Genomic DNA, 19,441 nt, shown 5'->3' on the forward strand with positions numbered 1-19,441 from the left:
CAGTCATCAGCAAAATTGCCGATGTCACTGAGGACTGCGCTTCAGGACTGCCCGGAGAACTCTAGCCTGCATGCCCCGCGGATGAAATCGGGGACTCTGTGGCCGGGTCCGTGGCGAGTGGTGAGGCAGGCCGCCGTCGTACTTTTTATGAACGACGGCGGCACCTGGCTTTTCATGTCACAGCCGGTTAGGCGGTGGCCGGCTCCCCGCCGATTGCCGGGGCAATGTGCCCGGCAACGTTTTCCAGCATCTTCGTGTTGCATTCGATTCCCAGCTGGCGGGGATGCCGCTGCAGTACGCGCAGCCGGGTTACGGCGAGTCGCGGGTGCTCTCCGGCGCCCCACTGCCATGCATGGAGGCTGCCGGGGTGTCGCGCTGCGCATAGCGCAAGGGCGAGACGACGAATGCAGCGGTCACGAGCAGGACGAGCACGGTCCCGATCGAGCAGACCCGGGTCACCACCGAAGTTGTCCGCGCCCGCAACATACGGCGGGTTGCATTCAGCAGGCCAAACCCGGCCAGGCCCCCAACCGTATTGACGATCAGGTCGGTGGTATCGGAGCTGCCCACCGCCAGGGCCTACTGGCTGATTTCAGGCACCCGGCTCCCCGCGGCGACTGTGGCGGCGGTCTTCCACCACGTCCATGATGGCAGGAGAACGGCGAGGTAGAACCCGAAAGGTACGAAGAGCAGGAAGTTCGCAATGAGTTCCAGGGGCATGCTCGCGCCACTTGTGCCGTTGGCGATGAACGGCACAAGCTTGATCCCGCGCAGTCCGCCACTGCCGACCCAGGGAACCTCGAGCTTCCACAGCACGACCCAAGCCAGCAGGACCAGATAGATCACGAAAAGCACTGCCAGCAGTGTGCTTCTGCCTTCGTCAGGATTCTCATGGGCATGCGTCTCATTCGGGGTCATCGCGGTTCGATTATCCCGCATCAGCGTCCCCCGGCAGGCTCCTCGGTGGCAGGGTTCCATCCGATCGCCGGGGCAATGTACTTGGCGATGTTTTCCAGCATTTTCGTGTTGTACGCAACGCCAAGCTGGCTCGAGATCTGTCACCAATACCGCGGGCAGTCTTGTTAGCCCTACGGGTCGTAGAGATATCCGGTTGCGGGGTCGATTCCAGCGAGGAAGTCACGAATAGAGGCTAAGCGCTGCTCATGGCTAAGTGGTTCAGGGCTGCCGAACGTGCTGAAACCATAACCGTCGTTGGGCCCAGAGATCCAGTCATAATGCGTCGAACCATCGCCGTCGCTCCTGCGCACTGCGAATGTCTCGCCATCCACGGTGAAGTTCCCGAGCTCTCTATAAGTGCGCATGTCCGGAGGCGCAGGCGCATAGAACCATCCCTCGTCCGTAGGGTTGCGATCGCTCTCCATGACTTCAACTCTACCGAACACCGAGAGCCACATCACACAGCATGCCTCTCAGTGGCGCCCCAGATTCTCGGCTCCCTATAAGTTCGGCACCCAGCCGATCGCGGGTGCAATGTGCTCGGCAATGTTGGCCAGCATCTTCGAGTTGTAAGCGACCCCGAGCTGGTTGGGCACCGTGAGCATGAGGGTGTCGGCGGAGCGGACAGCCTCATCGGCGGCCAGCTCTGCCGCAATCTGCGCGGGGTCGCCCATGTAGCTCTTGCCGAAGCGTGAGAGCAGGCCGTCGATCATGCCCACCTGATCGCGGCTGTCAGCCTGGGCACGCAGCCCGAAGTACATCTGGTCCACGTCGTCCACGACAGGAATGACAGAGCGGCTGACGGAAACGCGGGGCGTGAAATCGTGGTCCGCGGCGGCCCACTCGTCCCGGAACAGCTGGATCTGCTCGGCCTGCAGCTGGTCGAAAGGCACTCCTGTGTCCTCCGTGAGCAGGGTGGAGCTCATCAGGTTCATACCCTGCTGGGCAGCCCACACGGCCGTGGCCCGGGAACCGGCGCCCCACCAAATCCGCCGGGACAGTCCGGGCGACTGGGGCTCGATGCGCAGCAGGCGCTCCCCTCCCATGTACGCATGGTCACCGGGCTCCGCCACGCCCGCCCCTGAAATCGCATGTCTGAACGACGCCGTGTGGCGGCGGGCCATGTCGGCGACGGTTTCGCCGTCGAGCGGGTGGTAGCCGAAGTCGGCGGCGCCGTTGGCGGCGGGTTCGGGTGAACCACGGCTGACCCCGATCTGCAGCCGGCCGTCGCTGATCAGGTCAGTGGCGGCCGCCTGCTCCGCCATGTAAAGGGGATTTTCATAGCGCATGTCAATGACGCCTGTGCCGATTTCAATGCGGCTGGTCCGGGCGGCTATGGCGGCCATCAGCGGGAACGGTGAGGCCTGCTGGCGGGCAAAGTGGTGGACGCGGAAGAAGGCGCCGTCGATGCCCAGCTCCTCGGCGGCCACGGCCAGGTCGATGGCCTGGTGCAGTGAGTCCGCGGCCGTGTTGGCCTGCGAGCCCCGGCCCGTGCCGTAGTGGCCGAAGGACAGGAATCCTATGCGTTTCTTGAAAGTTGTCTCCATGTTCGGCACAACACGGCCCCGGCCCGGACTATTCCATGCATACGCATATAGCTACCTGCGCGGAAAGCGCAAGTCCGGGATGCCGGGGCTGCGCGTCAGGCGCGCTTCTTCGTGATCTTGGCTACCGGGTCTGCGGATTCGTCCGCCGCGCCCCGGGCCTTCTTCTCGGCGCGCTTGGCCTTGATGGCGTGGCCCTTGTCCATCTTTTTGTGTTCGTGGTGGTGCGGCTGCTTGTCAGGCATTGCTCTCAACCTCTTCTTCACTGGAAAAGTTCGCTTCGGTTCCGGCCGCACGGCCAAAACCGCCCCCACGTGAAACGTTACGCCTGTTGCCGCCGTCCCGACAGGGGCGGCGGCCGGAGCATGAATCGCGAGGGCGTTCGGGAAAAACGCGCCATTGCTGCGAGAGCGTTCGGGAAAAACGCGCCATTGCTGCGAGAGCGTTGGTGGCGGGTCCGGGACCCGCCGGGGTCAGGCGTCCTGGCGCCAGGAATGCCACAGGGCGGCGTAGGATCCGTTCTTTGCAACGAGTTCGTCGTGCGAGCCCAGCTCGGTGATCCGGCCGGCCTCCACAACGGCCACCCGGTCGGCGTCGTGCGCGGTGTGCAGCCGGTGCGCGATCGCCACGACCGTCCGCCCGGTGAGCACGGCGCTGAGTGAGAACTCCAGGTCGCGGGCGGCCTGCGGGTCGATCAGCGAGGTGGCCTCGTCCAGCACGAGCGTGTGTGGATCGGCCAGGACCAGCCGGGCGAGCGCCAGCTCCTGGGCCTGCGCGGGAGTCAGCGTGTGCGAGCCCGAGCCGACCTCGGTGGCCAGCCCGTCCGGGAGGGCACGCACCCAGGCGAGGGATCCGACGTCGGACAGGGCCTTTTCAATCTCGGCATCCGAGGCGTCGGCCTTGCCCAGGCGGACGTTGTCGGCCAGCGTGCCCACAAATACGTGGTGCTCCTGGGTCACGAGCGCCACCTCGCCGCGCAGCTCATCCAGCGGCCGGTCCACCAGCGGCACCCCGCCAACAGTGACGGACCCGGACGTGGGCCCGTGGATCCCGGCAAGCAGGCGCCCCAGCGTGGACTTGCCCGCGCCGGAAGGGCCAACCATGGCCAGCCGCTCCCCCGGCACGAGTTCCAGGTCGATCCCGTGCAGCACATCGTGCCCGGGGCGGTAGGCGTAGCGGGCCTGGTCCACGAGGATCTCCTCGCTGGCGGGCACGGCGTCAGTGGCGGTGCGGTCAGTGCCCACATTGCGGATGCCCACGATGCGGGCCAGCGAGGAGGCGCCCACCTGGATCTCGTCGATCCACATGATCAGGGTGTCCACGGGGTCGATCAGCTGCATCGCATACAGCGCAACCGTGGCGACCATGCCGGTGGTGACCAGGTCCTGCGAGGCGAGCCAGCCGCCCCACAGCAGGACTGCGGCCACGGGCAGCCAGAAGGAAAATTCGGCGGCGGGGAACAGCACGCTGCGCAGTCCCAGCGTGTATTTTTCCTTCTCGAAGCAGTTCCGCAGCGCGTCGTCGATCCGCCGGCGGCGGTGCGGGCCGAGGCTGAGCGCGTCCACCGTGCGGGCGCCCTCGATGGTTTCTGTGATGGCGCCGTTGAGGACGGCGTAGCTTTCACGCTCGGCGAGATAGCCCGGCGTGGCACGTCTGAGGTACCAGCGCGTGACCGGCAGCAGCAGCGGCACCCCCACCAGCAGTGCGAGCGCCACGAGCGGGCTCGCAATCACGGCCGCCGCCGCGGTCAGGGCGATCGTTGCCACCGACACGAGCACCTGCGGCACGCCGAAGCGGACCGTGTGCGAGACGGAGTCGACGTCGTTCGTGGTGCGCGAAACAAGGTCGCCCGTGCCGGCCTTTTCCACCGTCGACAGCGGCAGCGAGGTGACCTGCTCCATGAATTCCTCGCGCAGCTGGGCAAAAACCTTCTCGCCGAGGACCATGCCCTTGCGCTGCGCCCACCGCGTCAGCAGCGTCTGCACCGCCACAAACCCGGCCAGGCCCAGCGCCACCCCGGCGACAAATCCGCCCGTGGTGCCGGAGGCGATGGCATCCACCAGCCGGCCCACCAGGAGCGGGCCCGCCAGCCCGGCAACGGCCGCAAAGATGTACAGGCCGACGACGGCGGCCAGCGGCTTTTGGTGTTGGCGCAGCAGCCGCAGGCCTTCCGCCTTGACCTGTGCGGAATCCGCCACAGGCAGCCTTGTTTCAGCCATTTATGCCTCCCCTCCATTGCTTTCCAGATGTCCGACGCCGTTTGTTGCGTTGGCACCAACGGCGGCTGCTGCGGTGGTTCCGCCGTGACCGTCCATGCCCTCACCGCGGATGACCACCTTGCGGTATTCCGGGACGGTGTCCAATAGTTCCCTGTGCGTGCCCTGGGCCTGCAACTTTCCGTCCTTCAGGAAGGCGACGGTGTCCATGGCGCCGAGCAGCAGCGGGCTGGCCGTGACCATCACCGTGGTTTTCCCGGGTGTGCCGCGTTCACGCCGCAGGGCCGCGGCAATCCGGGCCTCGGTGTGGGCGTCGACAGCGCTGGTCGGTTCGATGAGCACCAGCACCTCCGCCTCCGTCAGCACCGCACGGGCCAGGGTCAGCCGCTGGCGCTGGCCGCCGGAGAAACTGCGCCCCTTCTCGGTGACCTCGTCATCCAATCCGTTCTCCAGTCCGTCAAAGACATCGTGGGCGCTGGCCACGTCGATGGCGGCCATGATCTCGGCGTCGCTGCGCCGCCCGGCAGGATCCAGTTCCTCACGCAGGGAGCCCGTGAACAGCTGGGGTTCGGCGTCGGAGACCACAATGCGCGAACGCACTTCGCGCAACGGCATGAGGTGCAGCACCTCCCCTCCCCAGCGGACCTCGGCCTCGCGCAGCACTGCGTCCTCAAAGCGGCCCAGCCGCCGGGCCAGGTCCGCAGACTGGGCAGGGTCGGCCGAGACGACGGCACAAAGCCCGCCCGGGGCAACCACCACGCCGGAGACCGAGTCAACCAGGGCGCTCGGTGCGGCAGGCCCGGGAACCGTTGTCTCGGCGTCGTGCACGGCGGACGGCGTGGCCAGGACGTCGATGATGCGGCGAGCGCCAACGTGGGCGCGGATGAAGCGCGAGACGGCGTCGGCTGCGGTGCGGATGGGCGAGACCAGGAACACCGCGTAGCCGTAGAGCGCCACGAGCTGGCCCGGCTCGATCTGGCCAGAGACCGCCTGCAGCGCGCCGATCCAGGTGAAGGCGACACTGAAGACGCCGACGACGAGGACCTGGGCGGCATTGAGGTCGGCCAGGGACCAGGCCACCTTGTTTCCGGCCAGCTGCGTGGCCCGGGAGCGTTCGCGGTAGCGTTCCACGAAGATGTGCTCCCCGCCGATCCCGCGCAGGACGCGCAGCCCGGCCACGGTGTCGGCGCCCAGTGCCGTCATCTTCCCGGCAGCCTCACGCTGTTCCTTCTGGCGGCGCTGCAGCGGCTTGATGACGAACAGCATTCCGGCCCCGCACAGCGGCACGCCGAAGAGCACCACCAGGCCAAGCTGCCAGGAGGACTGGAACACCAGGTATGTGACGAGCAGGTATCCGGCGACGGACCCGGCCAGGCGGGCTGCGACGTCGTAAATTTCACCAATGCGCATGGCATCCGATGCTGTGGTGGACACGACCTCGCCGGTGGAGAACTTTTGCGGGAGCGCGTCGCCGCTGCGGGTCACCTTGTGGCCCACGGTCTGGGCGGAGCGGTAGGCGGCCTGCAGCCAGTTGCTCACCGACGCCCGGTGGCGCAGGGTGGCCGAGATGGATTGGACCACGGTCAGGCCGACGAGCAGGCCCACCCATGAGGCGAGGCGGGCGAAGTCGCCGGGCAGGATGCCCTGATCGATGGCCTGCCCCAGCACGAACGGGGTGAGCGCCTGGCACAGCGTCCAGATGCAGCCGTACAGGACGGCCACCAGAAGCGTGCCGCGCTGGGCGCCGGCCAGCCACAACAGGTACCTTCCGGGGGAACGGAGATCGGGTTTTCCGGCGTTTTTATAGGGAAACGAGCGCACTACGGCCTTCTAGCTTTTTTGTGGATTGGCAGGCGGTTTTGGCGCGATCCGGCAATCCGCCTTCGAGGCGGAGCGATCGGCGCGGGCGGGGGCTGCGTTATCTATCTCACAGGTTCACAGTAGTGCACGCGGGGAGTCCGGGACAACGTTTCCCGGCGCGCCGTCCGAAAATGGGCCGGTTCGGATAGGCTCACGGAATACGCACAAGTGATGGGGGCGGACTTGTCCACGCAGCATGAGCACAACACGGTTGCCATTTCCGAATTCCACCGCGAGAAACGCAGCCAGCGGCGGCAAATCTTCACGCTGCTGTTCCTTGGCTGGCTGCTGTGCCTGCTCATCCTGCAGATCCACCACCCCTTCGACACGGGCGTCATCGCCAACTTCGGTGACCTCAACGTGGTCTGGTCGCGTTTCCTGGAACGGGTGCTCGGCCCATTCACCAATCCCGGAACCTTTGAATTCAGCATTGACGCCCTGGGCTGGATCATCGGGGCCACGGCAACCACGCTGGTGGCCCTCGTGTTCAGCGGCCGCAACCCGCTGGGCATGGCCAACGAGGCCCAGGTCATGGCGCTGGATGAACTACTTGAACTGCTGACCCTGCTGGTGGGAACAGCCGCCGCGGCCACCATGTGGATGGCCCTGCACAATGTGGTGTTCCTGCCCGCCGACCCGGATTCCGGCCCCAAGTTCTTCCTCGCCATGCTGTGCCTGATGCTGGTCATCTTCTCGGTGGTGCGCCAGCGCGACACCGCCGTGCAGCGGGAAATCGATGAGTTCCACCTGACCACCTCCATGCGCCTGCACACCCAGCGGTGGGAACGCATGTGGGGCGTGTCCTCCCGCAACCGCATCCGCGCTGACCACCGCAAGACCAAAAAACTGGTGCTGTGGTGGATGTCCACCGGCCTGCTCATCACGCTTGTTCCGCTGGCCGCCTACAGCGAATTCACGCCCGTGCAGATGGGGCTGTCCGCGGTCGGCCTGGTCCTGCTGGCCGTTGTGACGGCCGCGCTGACCGCATTGGCGGTGTCCCTGTACCGCAGCAATCCGCACCCCGGAGTGGGCCTGGCCTACGCCCTGGTGCTGCTGGTGGTGGTGGTCCTTGTGGTTGTCAGCCCGCTGGCCGTTGCGGCGTGGCAAAACACCCAGGTGCTGCTGTCGCTGCTGGGCTACTTCATCTGGCTGGCCCCGTCGCTGCTGCTGATATTCCGCAAGCCGCAGTCCGCACACATGACGCCGCTGGAATACAGGCTCGCGGCCCGGTCCCAAAACCCCTGGAAGCACTCGCTGGTTGCGGTGTTCGACGGCGCCCGCGAGTCCGCCTATTGGATCGAGCTGGGGCTGGAGGCCCGGCGGCAGCGGCACTACCAGGCGAAACTGGCCCGCCTCATGGCCGACGAGGAGGCCGCCGCGGCCGCTGAGACCGCCTGTGGCCTTGCCGCGGCGGAGAGCTTAGCCGAGGCAGAAGAAATTGCCACGCCACCCGGCAGCTGATTCAAACCCCGCAGCACATCCCGGCCTGTTTTGCCCAACCCTCTCGCAGCAATGGCTGACTTTTTGGGAACCCTCTCGCAACGCTCTTGGCACCCGCCCGGCCCCGGCGGCAGGCGGGCCGGCGGCGCAGGGCGGGTGTCCGGCGTCGTGCTTGGTATTGGTGGGACTCAGCGGAACAGCCCGCTGTAGGCGTTCAGGGCGAGCTGGCCGCCGAGGTGCGCGTACAGGACGTTGCTCGCGGCGGGGATATCCCTGGATTTGACCAGGTCGATGAGCCCGGCCATGGATTTTCCTTCGTAGACGGGGTCGATGATCATGCCCTCGAGGGAACCGGTGAGGTGGATGGCGTCGAGCGTGGACTGGACGGGGATGCCGTAGGAGTCCCCGGCCCAGCCCTCGAGGACGGTGATTTCATCGTCGCGGAGCTCGCGGCCCAGGCCGATGAGGTCCGCGGTGTGGCGGGCGATCCGGGCGACCTGTGCGCGTGTTTTCTCGATCGTGGCGGAGGCGTCGATGCCGATGACGCGGCGGGGGCGGTCCTGCCCGGCGAAGCCTGCGATCATGCCGGCGTGGGTGGATCCGGTGACGGTGCAGACGATGATGGTGTCGAAGAAGACGCCCAGTTCCGCCTCCTGCGCCTGGACTTCATAAGCCCAGTTGGCGAAACCGAGGCCGCCGAGGCGGTGCTCGGAGGCGCCGGCCGGGATGGGGTAGGGCTTGCCGCCTGCGTCCTCAACCTCCTTGATGGCCTGTTCCCAGCTGCTGCGGATGCCGATGTCGAAGCCGGCCGAATCGAGGCGGACGTCGGCGCCCATGATGCGGGAGAGCTGGATATTGCCGACGCGGTCGCTGAGCGGGTCCGGCCAGTCGACCCAGTTTTCCTGGACCAGGCGGGCCTTCATGCCGAGCTTGGCGGCGACGGCTGCGACCTGGCGCGTGTGGTTTGACTGGTACCCGCCAATGGACACGAGCGTGTCGGCGCCCTGCGCGATGGCGTCAGGGACGATGTATTCCAGCTTGCGGGTCTTGTTGCCGCCGAAGGCCAGGCCGGAGTTGACGTCCTCGCGCTTGGCCCAGATCTTGGCGCCGCCGAGGTGTTGGCTCAGGCGGGGAAGGTCGTGGATGGGGCTGGGACCGAAGGTCAGCGGGTAGCGTTCAAAATCCGAGAGTGCCATGACGTCCTTGTCGAGTTGGCTGCGGTGCGCAGGAGTTTGCGGGCTGGCCGCGGTTGAACGGCCAGGCGTTTGCGTATGCAATATATTGCATACCACGGCCGGCCGGGTGTCAAGGGTTGCACGAACACCCATGGGACGGCGGCCCGGAATCAACGGAGGCGATATATCCTATGTTGCATGCCGACTCCCCCGCCCCAAGGAATCCACAAGCGCTCCCTGCTGCGCAATGACGTCTACGAATCCATCCGCGACGCCATCATCGACGGAACCTTCGCCCCCGGCGAACGGCTGCGCGATCCCGAGCTGGAGTCATGGCTGGGCGTGAGCCGGACCCCGATCCGCGAGGCACTGCTGCGCCTGGAACGGGCAGGGCTGATCGTGTCTCAGCCTGGCCGGGCAACCACCGTGGCACCGCTGGACCCCGGCTCCACCGTGAGCGCACAGCAGGTGGTGGCGGCCATGCATGAGCTGGCCACGCGGCTGGCCGTGCCGCAGCTGGGCCAATCGGGGCTGGCCGCCATGGGCCGGGCAAACACCGCCTTTGCCGCGGCGATCAAGAATAATGACGCCGATGCCGCCCTGGCTGCCGACGATGCGTTTCACAGCGTGTTTGTCGACGCCTGCGGCAATGAGATGGTGCCCGTCCTGCTGGAGCAGGCCATGCCTGTCCTTCGGCGGGTTGAGCGCCAGCGATTCAGCTCCCACGAGGCCCAGCATTCTGTGACCGCCCATGCCGAGATCATCCGCCTGGCCGCCCTGGGCGATGCCGACGGCGCCGCCCAGGCCACCCGTGACAACTGGCTGTCACTGGCGGGCGGCGCCGCGCGCTAGAACCCCTGTGCCAGGCGGTAGTATGCCTGGTTCCAGCGGATTTCACGGGCGAAGCCGCGCTGGGTGGTGTCCTCGTCAATGACCAGGAGCTCGGCTTCGAAGATGTCGGCGAAGTCCTCGAACGCCTCGATGCCGACGGCGGTGCTCATCACGGTGTGGTGGGCGGCCCCGGCTTCAAGCCACGCAGCGGCAGAGGTGGCGAAGTCCGGCAGCGGCTTCCACACGGCACGGGCCACGGGCAGGTTTGGCAGCGGCTCATCCAGCGGGACCACCTCAACCTTGTTGGCGGTGAGGCGGAAGCGCTCGCGCATGTCGGAAAGTGCCACCACCACTCCGGTGCCGGGATCGGCGTCGAACACCAGGCGCACGGGGTCCTCGCGCCCGCCAATGCCCAGTGGGTGCACCTCAAGGGAGGGCTTGGACGCGGTCAACGAGGGGCAGACTTCGAGCATGTGCGCACCGAGGATCTTTTCCTGGCCGGGGACCAGGTGGTAGGTGTAGTCCTCCATGAGGGAGGCGCCGCCGGGAAGACCCTCGCCCATGACCTTCGCCGCACGGATGAGCACGGCCGTCTTCCAGTCTCCCTCGGCGCCGAAGCCGTAACCGTCGGCCATGAGCCGCTGCACGGCCAGGCCCGGGAGCTGGCGCAGCCCGCCCAGGTCCTCGAAGTTGGTGGTGAAGGCACCGAAATTGCCGGCTTCCAGGAAGCTGCGCAGGCCCAGCTCAATCTTGGCGCCGTAACGCAGTGACTCGTGGCGCGCCGCTCCCGGGTGGAGTTCGGGCGCCACGTTGTACAGGCGCAGGTACTCCTCGATGAGCGCGTCAACGTCGGCCTCGGACGAGGCGTCCACGGCCTCCACCAGTTCGTTGACGGACCAGGTGTTGACGGAGACGCCGAAGCGGATTTCCGCCTCCGTCTTGTCGCCCTCGGTGACGGCGACGTTGCGCATGTTGTCGCCGAAGCGAGCCAGCTTCAGGGTCCGGACCTGGGCGGCAGCGGCCGCGGCGCGCGTCCAGGTGCCGATCTTTTCCCGCACCAGCGGGTTGGACACGTGCCCCACCACGGTCTTGCGGGCGACGCCCATGCGGGACTGGATGTAACCGAATTCCCGGTCGCCGTGGGCGGCCTGGTTCAGGTTCATGAAGTCAAAGTCGATGTCGGCCCACGGCAGCGCCTCGTTTGCCTGGGTGTGCAGGTGCAGCAGCGGCTTGTTCAGTTCGGTGAGTCCGCGGATCCACATCTTGGCCGGGGAGAAGGTGTGCATCCAGGCGATCAGGCCGATGACCTTGTCGTCCGAATTGGCATCCAGGGCTGCACGGCGGATGGACTCGGAGTCCTTCAGCACGTCCTTGAAGACCACGCGCACGGGGATTTCGGTGGATTCGGCCAGGGTCCTGACCACTTCGGCGGACTGTTCGGCCACCTGGCGCAGGGTTTCCTCGCCGTAGAGGTTCTGGCTGCCGGTCAGGAACCAGACTTCGTATCCGGACAGGGAGTTGTTCAACTGCAAAGACATGTTCATTCCTTCAAGCCTTCTCTTTGAAGGCACAGTGCGGGTGGGTTACTGTCCGTAGACGTTTTGGTAGCGCTGGTGGAGGCTGTCGATGTGGGCGCTGTCAATGGGGATCAGCGGTCCCAGTTCGCGTGAGAGGTGTACGGTGCGGGCCACTTCCTCGCACAGCACGGCGGCCTTGACGGCAGCCCTGGCCGTGGGGCCAATGGTGAATGGGCCGTGGTTTTGCATGAGTACGGCGGGTGAGCGCGAGCCGCTGAGGGTCTCCACGATGCCGCGGCCAATGGAGTCGTCGCCGATGAGCGCGAACGGGCCGACGGGGATCTCCCCGCCGAATTCGTCGCCCATCATTGTCAGCACGCAGGGGATGGGTTCCCCGCGCACGGCCCAGGCGGTGGCATAGCTGGAGTGCGTGTGCACAACGCCGCCCACCTCCGGCATGTGCCGGTAGACGTAGGCGTGCGCTGCCGTGTCGGATGACGGCGCCAGGTCAGGATTGCCCCATCCTCCGTCCACGGGGATCCCGTGGAGGTCGGTGACCACCATGGCTTCCGGCGTCAGCCGGTCGTAGTCGACCCCCGAGGGTTTGATGACCATGAGGTCCTCGCCGGGCACGCGGGCGGAGACGTTGCCGGCCGTCCACACCACAAGCTCGTAACGGACGAGCTCGGCGTGCAGGGTGCACAGCTCCTCCCGGATCCCGGCGATGGCGGCCATGACGGCCGGGGTGGCTGACTCGGGCGCGTTCATGCCGACACCTCCGCAGCGACCTTGTGCGCGTCCCTGGCGATGGCCTTCAGTCGGTGCATGACGTCATTGGCGCCGCGACCAAAGTAGTCGTGCAGGATGCGGTACTCGGCAAACAGGGCGTTGTACGCGCCCACATTTTCCGGGATGGGGGTCACGACCCCCTTGTTCACGCTCCCCATGGCCTGCGAAGCGGCCCGGATGTCGGGGTAAAGCCCGGCCGCAACGGCGGCATGGATGGCAGAGCCAAGCGCCGGTCCCTGGCTTGAGCCGATAGTGGACAGCGGCAGGTTCAACACATCCGAGTAGATCTGCATGAGGAGGGGGTTCTTCATGAGCCCTCCGGCCACAATAAATTCCGTGACAGGAACTCCTGCACTGTTGAAGGTTTCCACGATGACACGGGCGCCGAAGGCCGTGGCCTCCAGCAGTGCCCGGTAGCCGTCCTCCGGGCGCGTGGCCAGGGTCTGGCCGACCACCACGCCGGAGAGTTCATGGTCCACCAGGACAGATCGGTTGCCGCTGTGCCAGTCAAGGGCCACCAGACCGTGCTCGCCAATGCCCTGCTGTTCGGCAAGAGCAGTCAAGTACTCGTGGATCCCGGCCCCCCGCTTGGCAGCCTTGGCGTGGTAGCTCTCAGGCACGGAGTTCTTGATGAACCAGCCGAAGATGTCTCCCACGCCGGACTGGCCGGCTTCGTAGCCGTAGAGCCCGGGGATGATGCCGCCGTCTACGACGCCGCACATGCCGGGCACCTCCCGGAGCTCGCCCGAACTCATGACATGGCAGGTTGAGGTGCCCATGATCGCCACCATCTGGCCAGGCTCCACGGCCTTCGCCGCCGGCGCGGTGACGTGTGCGTCCACGTTGCCCACGGCCACGGGGATGCCCTGGCACAGCCCGGTCCAGGCTGCCGCTTCGGCGCTCAGGCCTCCGGCGGAATCGCCCAGGCTGCCAATGGGGTGGTCCAGCTTGTCCACGACAAAGCGGCCAAAGCCGGGGTTCAGGGCGGAGAGGAACTCCACGGACGGGTAGCTCCCGTCCTGGTAGATGCCCTTGTAGCCTGCCGTGCAGGCGTTGCGGACGTAGTTCCCGGTCAGCTGCCACACGATCCAGTCCGCGGCCTCCACCCAGTGGTCCATCGCGGCGTAGACATCCGGGGCTTCCTCCAGCAGCTGCAGGCCCTTGGCGAATTCCCATTCGGAGGAGATCAGGCCGCCGTAGCGGGGCAGCCAGCTTTCCCTGCGGGCGCGCGCCAGCTCGTTGATGCGCTCGGCCTGCGGCTGTGCGGCGTGGTGGCGCCAAAGCTTGATGTAAGCGTGCGGCTCATGGGCAAATTCAGGCAGTTCACAAAGCGGCGTGCCGTCCGCCGTGGTGGGCACCATGGTGCACGCCGTGAAGTCGGTGCCGATCCCAACAACCAGGGTCGGGTCGATCCCGGCCTGGGCGACCGCGGCCGGAACCGCCTGCTTGAGCACCTGGCGGTAGTCCTCTGGCACCTGCAGCGCCCATTCCGGGGGCAGCCTGTCGGCGGAACCGGGCAGCGAGCGCTCCACGACGGCATGCGGGTAGTCAACAACGGCGGAAGCCAACTCGGCCCCGTCCCGCACCCGCACCACCACAGCACGTCCCGACAAGGTGCCGTAATCGATGCCAACAACGTAAGACTCCTGCGTCCCCATGATTCCCTCTCAAACAGGCCGCCGGCGCAGCGGCCGGAAACCAATGGTATTTGTTAGCGCTAACAATTGCACACGAACCTTACCGCGTCAAGGGCCGCCCACGTCACGGAGATGAATGTCGGCAGCCTGAAGGTGGCCAGGGAGACATTCCGCTGTGAGCGCTAACAGGATACTGGCCGGCCTGCAGCTTGGAACAGTGGAAAGGCGGCCGGTATCCGGCCGGGCCCAGGCTAGCTGCGGGTCAGGGCTGTGGGCTTGGGTCCCGTGCTTGCCCGCTGTGTCAGGTGCGGTTGGATGCGCACGGAAAACAGTGGGTCGTTGCCGGAGATGCCGTCCAGAATCATGGCCACGCAGCGGCGGCCCAGTTCCAGGAAGTCCTGCCGGATGGTGGTGAGCGGCGGGAAGTAGAACCCGGATTCGGGACTGTCGTCAAACCCGACCACCGACAGGTCCCGCGGCAGGTTCAGATTGCGTTCATGGGCTGCGAGCATGACGCCCAGGGACATCTGGTCGTTGCCAGCAAAAACTGCGGTGCATTCACCGGCGTCGATCAGCTCCTGGCCCGCCCGGTATCCGGACTCGGCGCTCCAGTCCCCCACCAGCAGCGGACCCGGCTGCAAGCCGGCGGCAGCGAGTGCCCCCTCCCAGCCGCGGCGCCGCGCCTGGGCGTCCAGCCAGTCGGCGGGTCCCATGATGTGGGCAATCTTCGCATGGCCCAGGTCAAGCAGGTGCTGGGTCGCAAGCCATCCGCCGCGCTGCTGGTCAACGCCAACGCTCTGCACGCCTGCGGCTCCGATGTCGCCGATCACCACCAGCGGCACCCCGGGCTGGAGTTTCTCAATTGCCCGCACAATCTCTTCCTGCGGTGCGATGACCACCAGCGCATCAACCTGGTGCGACAGGTGGTACTCCACGGTGTCGGTGATCGCCTCGAGGCTCATATCCGGCAGCCCCACCGTGTTAACGGCATAACCCGAAGAACGGGCGGCTTCCTGGATGCCGAGAAGGATGCGGGAGGGCCCGTAGTGCTCCATGTTGTGCGCAACAACCCCGAACGTTTCCGAGCTGCGCGTGACAAGCTGCCGCGCGGCAGTGTTGCGCCGGTAGCCCAGCTCGGCGATGGCCGCCTCCACCACGGTGCGCGTCTTGGCACTGACATTGGGATGGTTGTTGATAACGCGTGAGACGGTCTGGTGGGAAACCCCCGCCCTGGCCGCAACATCCTCCATGACGGGAGGGCGGTGGTTGGGCACGACATTCTCACTCATTGAAAGCCTGTTCTTCGGTGGTGGCCGGAATGCTGGGCGCCCGCACACAGCGGCTGGTCAGGGCCCCATTCTCAATCAACTCTTGCTGGGTTCACATTCATTCTCGCAGAGCATGCGCCTGCACGGCCGACCGAAGCGCCGACAGGTCCCGCCCCACTTCTTCATGACAGGGCTGCCACGCATCGTCGTTCGGAGGATGCGCGCTGGGCCTGCGTTCGCCATGGCCGATTGTCATTCTCCGGAGGAGTTCGTTGCCAAGAAAGCGGGTGGGGCACAATGCGTCGCCACACTGTACACCACCCGCTAGTCATTCAGCGCTGCGCGGGAACGCCCCGCCCGGCACCGGACAGCCCCGCAAGCGGCGATTCCCAGCCGGCCAGCACAGCCTTTACCTCCGGATTCAGTTCGGCCTCCAGCGACTGCGCATAAGCGGCGGTGAGGATGTCATCGATGCGCACCCGCTGTCCGGTTTCGGCAGAAAGCACGGCGGCCTCCACCATGGCCAGCGAGTGGACGTTGGCGTGGATTGCCCCGTCCGGCACCACGCCGGTATGCACCGCGGTGACAAACTCGGCGAGGGATCCGGCAATCTCCTCCGGCCCCCCGGCCGAGGCTGGAATCTCCAGTACGGCGCCGTCCAATCCTTCGGCGGTAGGGGCGTTGTCCCCGTCCCACAGTGCCGTCCCCTGCGCACCGTTGACACGCCAGGACCCGTTCCAGGACGTCTCGGCACCATCGGCGCACCATGAGCCCGAGTACACGTAGCGAAGGCCGCCGGCGAACTCAAAGATGGCGGTGGCAGCGGCGTCGGCCTTGAACCAGCTCCAGCTCGGGTTGAACTCCTCGCAGTACACGCTCACGGGGTCCTGCCCGGTCAGGTGGCGGACGGCGTCGAACGGGTGGATGGCCATGTCCAGCAGCAGGACATGGTCCATCTCCTCGCGGAAGCCGCCAAAATGCGGGGCCTTGAAGAACTCGGTGGTGATGACGCCGATGTCACCCAACTCCCCCGCCACGGCTTTCAGCTGCGTGAGTGAGTTGAAGTAGCGGCGCGACTGGCTGATCATCAGCAGCTGCCCGCTGGCCTCGGAGCAGGCGGCAAGCGAGAGCGCCTGCGCCACGGTGGGCGCCGCGGGTTTCTCGCACAGCACCGGCAGCCCGGCAAACATGGCCTCGACATTCACCGGATGGTGGGCCACGGGCACGGTGACATTGACGACGGCGTGTGCCCCGGTCGCTGCTGCCACGTCACCGACGCTCGTGCCGACGGCAACGCCCTGCAGGCCGCGTTGGGCCAGCGCGGCGTGTGCGGCGTCGGTGTTGAGGTCTACGAGGCCGACCAACTCCACGTCGGGGTTGGCGGTGATCGTGTCCAGCCATGCCTGGCCCATCCCGCCGGCGCCGACCTGGACCAGGCGCAGCGGTCCGTCGGCGTTCACAGTTGCGAAAGTGCTCAATTTTCCATTGCTCCCTGGTAGCCGTGGCCGTTGTAAAAGTCTTCGGTGTCGTAGCGCAGCAGGACCGGAACGCTCCGCTCGGGACGCAGGGTCCTGGCCCATTCGACGCCGTTGGCAATGACCTTGCGGACTTCCTTCTGGTGGTAGACGGGGTAGTCCTGGTCGCCGGGGCTGAAGAAGAAGATCTTGCCGAATCCGCGCTTGTACGTCATGCCGCTGCGGAACACTTCGCCGCCGGTGAAGGTGGAGAGAAAGATGAGTTCGTCAGGGGCCGGGACGTCGAAGAATTCTCCGTACATCTCCTGGGCCGGGATGATGAAGGGGTGCGGAATGCCCTGGGCGATGGGATGGGTGGGGTCGACAGTCCAGACGATTTCACGGTCTTCCTCCGAGCGCCAGCGCAGCGTGCAGGAAGTGCCCATGAGCTTGCCGAAGATCTTGGACCAGTGAGCCGAGTGGAGGACCAGCAGGCCCATCCCCGCCAGCACGTGCCGGTGCACCCGCTCAACAACCTCGTCCGACACGTCCGCGTGGGCGGCATGCCCCCACCAGACAAGGACGTCTGTGGCAGCCAGGACTTCCTCGGTGAGCCCGTGCTCCGGGTCGTCCAGTGTCACGGTGGTGACGTCCACTCCGGCGCCAAGGTTCTCCTCAATGCCTTCCTTGATGGTGGTGTGCATGCCGGAGGGATATATGTCCCGCACCTTTTGTTCGACTTGCTCGTGCCGGTTTTCACCCCAAACAACTACTTTGATGGGGGCGGCGGGGCTGGTGGTTCCAGACATGGGGTTCGCTTTCTTGTTTCGATACTTAGTGGCTTTTGGGACTTTAGGCTTCCGGTGAATGTTCCAGGAGCCTTCTACTTGACGGCGCCGCCGGACGCGCCGGCCGCAATGTACTTCTGTGCAATGACCAGCAGCACGATCGCAGGGAGCGAGGACAACACGGCCGTTGCCATGACCGCGCTCCAGTTGGATACCTGGGTGCCGAGGTACTGGTAGATGCCCAGGGTCACCGGCCTAATTTCATCCGTGGTGGTCAGTGTCAAGGCAAACAGGAAGTCGCTCCAGGAGAACAGGAAGGCGAAAAGCCCTGCGGTGATGAGGGCGTTCTTGGCGATCGGCAGGGCGATGGAGATGAATGCCCTGATCTGTCCAGCCCCGTCTACGCGGGCCGCTTCAATGATGGCCGGAGGAATGCTCATCATGAACGCCCGCATGATGAGAATGGCGAACGGGATGGCATGGGTGGCATCCGCCAAGATGAGGCCGACGTAGGTGTTCAACAAGCCAAGGTCGTTGTAAGCGGCATAGAGGGCGTTCGCAATAACGACTCCCGGGATCATCTGGGCAATCAGGATTGCCAGCAGGGCCCAGCTGATCCAGCGAAACTTGAACTGGGCCAGCGCGTAGGCGGCCGGAGCGGCAATGGCCAAGGTGACCACGACCGTGCCCATGGAAATGATCAGGCTGGTGAGGAGATTTCCGCCTTGGTCCGCGATGGCCTTCTCATACCCGGCAAAGCTCGGGTTGAGCGGCAGGAAACTGGCCGAAAGCGTGTTTCCGGACGGTTGCAGGGATGCGTTGATCATCCAGTAGATGGGGAAGAGCATCACGACCAGGAAGATTATGCCCAGGACGGTGGAACTGCGGGTCCGGAGCATTTTCTTCTTCTGCGCTGCTGCATGGTTCACCGGCGGAGTGAGCTGCGTTGTTGTCATGGTGCCCTCCTACTCGTCGACGGCGCGGCGGTTGACGCGCAGGTAGATGACCGCAAATACAAGTGAGATGAGAATCAAGATGTTGGAGAAGGCCGCACCCACACCAAACTGGAAGTTCACAAATGATTCTTGATAGGAGCGCACGGCGATGGTCTGGGTGGCGTTTGCGGGCCCGCCATTGGTCAGGCCGAGGATTATGTCCAGGACCTTGATCGTGTAGACCACCCCGAGTATCAACACAACGCTGACGACGGGACGCATGTTGGGCCAGGTGATGTGCCAGAATGCTTTCCAACCGGTGGCGCCGTCAAGGGCCCCGGCCTCATACAGTTCGGTGGGAATGTCCTGAAGTCCGCCGTACAGCAGGGTGACGTTGAAGGGGATGCCCACCCAGATGTTGACGATGATGACGGCGGCCAGAGCCACCGACGGGCTCGTCAGCCAGGGAATCGCCGGGATGCCGAAGGTGCCAAGGAACTGGTTGAGAATGCCTGAGTCCTGATCGAGGATGGAGCGCCAGGTTGCGCTGGCGACGATCAGTGGCAGCAGCCACGGCAGGAGGAGCATGGCGCGCAGAAAGCCGCTCAGCGGGAACTTCTTGTTGAAGAACACCGCCAGCGCCATGCCAATCGCGAACTGGCCAAGGATCGAGCCCACCGTGAACAGCGCAGTGTTGAGCATTGCCGGGCCAAACAGGTTTGAACTGATGACCGTGACGTAGTTCTGCACACCGACCCACGGCGCCTCGCCCGTAAAGAACGTCTTGGTCGTGTAATCCTGAAAACTCATGGTGACGTTCTTGATCACCGGGTAGCCGAAATACAGGACCATGAAGAGGCCGGCCGGGAGCACAAAGAGGATCTTGGTGATCTCTTCCTTGTTGAACCTGTTGCGCTTTGGAGGCAGCTCGTCCTCGATCCGGGTACTGGCCGGTCCGCTTGCGCGTTTGATTTGTAACGATTCGGAAGTCATGGGTGACCTTTCAGCAGGGGCTCCGCCACCAGGTGGC

Annotated in this window: 18 protein-coding genes; 2 read left to right on the forward strand and 16 right to left on the reverse strand. The window is 65.6% G+C overall.

The window, feature by feature from the left end; genetic code table 11:
• Positions 1 to 309: 309 nt before the first annotated feature.
• From JOF48_RS05505 to JOF48_RS05535, 7 genes are all read right to left on the reverse strand, one after another.
• The gene (locus JOF48_RS05505) at positions 310 to 570 is read right to left on the reverse strand and encodes a VanZ family protein (RefSeq protein ID WP_209678189.1); all 261 of its coding nucleotides are present in this window, start codon (positions 568 to 570) and stop codon (positions 310 to 312) included.
• A gap of 9 nt (positions 571 to 579) precedes the next feature.
• On the reverse strand, positions 580 to 918 hold the full coding sequence (locus JOF48_RS05510; RefSeq protein WP_209678205.1) for a VanZ family protein: 339 nt from the start codon (positions 916 to 918) through the stop codon (positions 580 to 582).
• Positions 919 to 1,088: 170 nt separating this feature from the next.
• Entirely contained in the window at positions 1,089 to 1,382 is a 294-nt protein-coding gene (locus JOF48_RS05515; protein ID WP_209678207.1) for a hypothetical protein, read from the reverse strand.
• Between the two features lie 75 nt (positions 1,383 to 1,457).
• The gene (locus JOF48_RS05520; RefSeq protein WP_209678209.1) at positions 1,458 to 2,504 is read right to left on the reverse strand and encodes an LLM class flavin-dependent oxidoreductase; all 1,047 of its coding nucleotides are present in this window, start codon (positions 2,502 to 2,504) and stop codon (positions 1,458 to 1,460) included.
• A gap of 95 nt (positions 2,505 to 2,599) precedes the next feature.
• Positions 2,600 to 2,746, reverse strand: a complete 147-nt coding sequence (locus JOF48_RS05525; protein ID WP_203312505.1) for a hypothetical protein — start codon at positions 2,744 to 2,746, stop codon at positions 2,600 to 2,602.
• Between the two features lie 228 nt (positions 2,747 to 2,974).
• The gene (locus JOF48_RS05530; protein WP_209678212.1) at positions 2,975 to 4,720 is read right to left on the reverse strand and encodes an ABC transporter ATP-binding protein; all 1,746 of its coding nucleotides are present in this window, start codon (positions 4,718 to 4,720) and stop codon (positions 2,975 to 2,977) included.
• Complete coding sequence (locus tag JOF48_RS05535; protein ID WP_209678215.1) at positions 4,721 to 6,538, reverse strand: ABC transporter ATP-binding protein; 1,818 nt, start codon at positions 6,536 to 6,538, stop codon at positions 4,721 to 4,723.
• Positions 6,539 to 6,760: 222 nt separating this feature from the next.
• On the opposite strand from JOF48_RS05535, the gene JOF48_RS05540 reads away from it, so the two are divergent.
• Positions 6,761 to 8,038: a hypothetical protein gene (locus JOF48_RS05540; RefSeq protein ID WP_209678218.1), complete on the forward strand. Its 1,278-nt coding sequence runs from the start codon at positions 6,761 to 6,763 to the stop codon at positions 8,036 to 8,038.
• A gap of 167 nt (positions 8,039 to 8,205) precedes the next feature.
• Here the strand turns inward: JOF48_RS05540 and JOF48_RS05545 are convergent, their stop codons facing one another.
• Positions 8,206 to 9,213 carry a 1-aminocyclopropane-1-carboxylate deaminase gene (locus tag JOF48_RS05545; protein ID WP_209678220.1) on the reverse strand — a complete coding sequence of 336 codons (1,008 nt, stop codon included), beginning with the start codon at positions 9,211 to 9,213 and terminating at the stop codon, positions 8,206 to 8,208.
• Between the two features lie 177 nt (positions 9,214 to 9,390).
• Here JOF48_RS05545 and JOF48_RS05550 point away from each other — a divergent pair, with 177 nt between their 5' ends.
• The gene (locus JOF48_RS05550) at positions 9,391 to 10,044 is read left to right on the forward strand and encodes a GntR family transcriptional regulator (protein ID WP_209678223.1); all 654 of its coding nucleotides are present in this window, start codon (positions 9,391 to 9,393) and stop codon (positions 10,042 to 10,044) included.
• Here the strand turns inward: JOF48_RS05550 and araA are convergent.
• From araA to JOF48_RS05590, 8 genes are all read right to left on the reverse strand, one after another.
• Positions 10,041 to 11,561, reverse strand: coding sequence for an L-arabinose isomerase (araA, locus tag JOF48_RS05555; protein WP_209678225.1), 1,521 nt, complete (start codon positions 11,559 to 11,561; stop codon positions 10,041 to 10,043). The two genes, JOF48_RS05550 and araA, sit on opposite strands and share 4 nt — an antisense overlap.
• A gap of 45 nt (positions 11,562 to 11,606) precedes the next feature.
• A complete protein-coding gene (locus JOF48_RS05560) occupies positions 11,607 to 12,308 on the reverse strand; it encodes an L-ribulose-5-phosphate 4-epimerase (protein ID WP_209678228.1) in 702 nt (233 codons plus the stop codon).
• The gene (gene araB, locus JOF48_RS05565) at positions 12,305 to 13,987 is read right to left on the reverse strand and encodes a ribulokinase (protein WP_209678231.1); all 1,683 of its coding nucleotides are present in this window, start codon (positions 13,985 to 13,987) and stop codon (positions 12,305 to 12,307) included. The genes JOF48_RS05560 and araB overlap by 4 nt, the downstream gene beginning before the upstream one ends.
• 230 nt (positions 13,988 to 14,217) lie before the next feature.
• Positions 14,218 to 15,255, reverse strand: coding sequence for a LacI family DNA-binding transcriptional regulator (locus tag JOF48_RS05570; protein WP_209678235.1), 1,038 nt, complete (start codon positions 15,253 to 15,255; stop codon positions 14,218 to 14,220).
• 311 nt (positions 15,256 to 15,566) lie between these two features.
• A complete protein-coding gene (locus JOF48_RS05575; RefSeq protein WP_245346414.1) occupies positions 15,567 to 16,712 on the reverse strand; it encodes a Gfo/Idh/MocA family protein in 1,146 nt (381 codons plus the stop codon).
• The gene (locus tag JOF48_RS05580) at positions 16,709 to 17,497 is read right to left on the reverse strand and encodes a ThuA domain-containing protein (protein ID WP_209678241.1); all 789 of its coding nucleotides are present in this window, start codon (positions 17,495 to 17,497) and stop codon (positions 16,709 to 16,711) included. The genes JOF48_RS05575 and JOF48_RS05580 overlap by 4 nt, the downstream gene beginning before the upstream one ends.
• Positions 17,498 to 17,571: 74 nt before the next feature.
• On the reverse strand, positions 17,572 to 18,432 hold the full coding sequence (locus JOF48_RS05585; RefSeq protein ID WP_209678245.1) for a carbohydrate ABC transporter permease: 861 nt from the start codon (positions 18,430 to 18,432) through the stop codon (positions 17,572 to 17,574).
• Between the two features lie 9 nt (positions 18,433 to 18,441).
• Complete coding sequence (locus tag JOF48_RS05590; RefSeq protein ID WP_209678248.1) at positions 18,442 to 19,404, reverse strand: carbohydrate ABC transporter permease; 963 nt, start codon at positions 19,402 to 19,404, stop codon at positions 18,442 to 18,444.
• Positions 19,405 to 19,441 lie beyond the last annotated feature (37 nt).

Origin of the sequence: Arthrobacter stackebrandtii, assembly GCF_017876675.1 — a bacterium.
GTDB classification, from domain to species: domain Bacteria; phylum Actinomycetota; class Actinomycetes; order Actinomycetales; family Micrococcaceae; genus Specibacter; species Specibacter stackebrandtii.